The 723-nt window shown below is 47.7% G+C and carries 1 protein-coding gene; it reads right to left on the bottom strand.

Features of this window, described 5'->3' with window-relative positions:
• The coding region (locus EXE45_RS17245; protein WP_137695054.1) for a hypothetical protein at nt 1–601 on the bottom strand (601 nt) is incomplete at its 3' end.
• Nucleotides 602–723: the final 122 nt, after the last annotated feature.

The raw sequence follows: 723 nt of genomic DNA on the forward strand, positions 1-723 counted from the left end.
CATCCATTCCAGTACCCCACGCTTCCTCAATAAACAAATTCCAAAGAAGTCGGAACTTGACCTCGTCTGCTTTTGCGTCCCGCAACCGCTCATACGCAGCCCTTCTCTTTCTACTGTATGCCCCTGCCATTATGAGGGACGGAATTACCACGAGTGGAAGGACTATCAAATTACTGAGGGAGAGGAAAGTGTTCTGTATCAATACTATCACAGCCACAAGAAACCCGAAAACCGAGGTCGAAAAAACATAGATGAACGGTTCGACCCACTCGTGTAATGCTACTAAACCTCGATTTTTGCTGCTTGGGTAGAAGGCCGAAGTCACGAGTTTAGCGGCCAAAAATACGATTGTCGCATAGACTAAGAAACGGAACCCCCACCGAACCAACTCAGACTCGGAAGCCCCCTCTAATAGAGGAAAGGAAATCAGATTCTGTGCAACTAAGGTCCCCGTAAGTCCAAGAACACCTAAGGCTATTAGAATCTGAACGTTTTCGGACCTTCTGAGGCTCCCTTCGTTCTTTTCGACAAACTCCTCGGTAAAAGAATCCGGTATTTTGAGCCGTGTAGGGAGGTTGTCTTCTCCGTCAGACTCGGACATACATTGTTTTCGCCGAAGAAATGGTAAAGAGATGGCGCTCTACTCATTTTCACGAGGTGTAGGTGACTATTGGCTCAGATGTCCACGAGGTAGTCCTCTCGTCGCTCCATCTGCTCGTTCTT

Source organism: Halorubrum sp. SP9 (assembly GCF_005435015.1).
Lineage (GTDB): Archaea > Halobacteriota > Halobacteria > Halobacteriales > Haloferacaceae > Halorubrum > Halorubrum sodomense.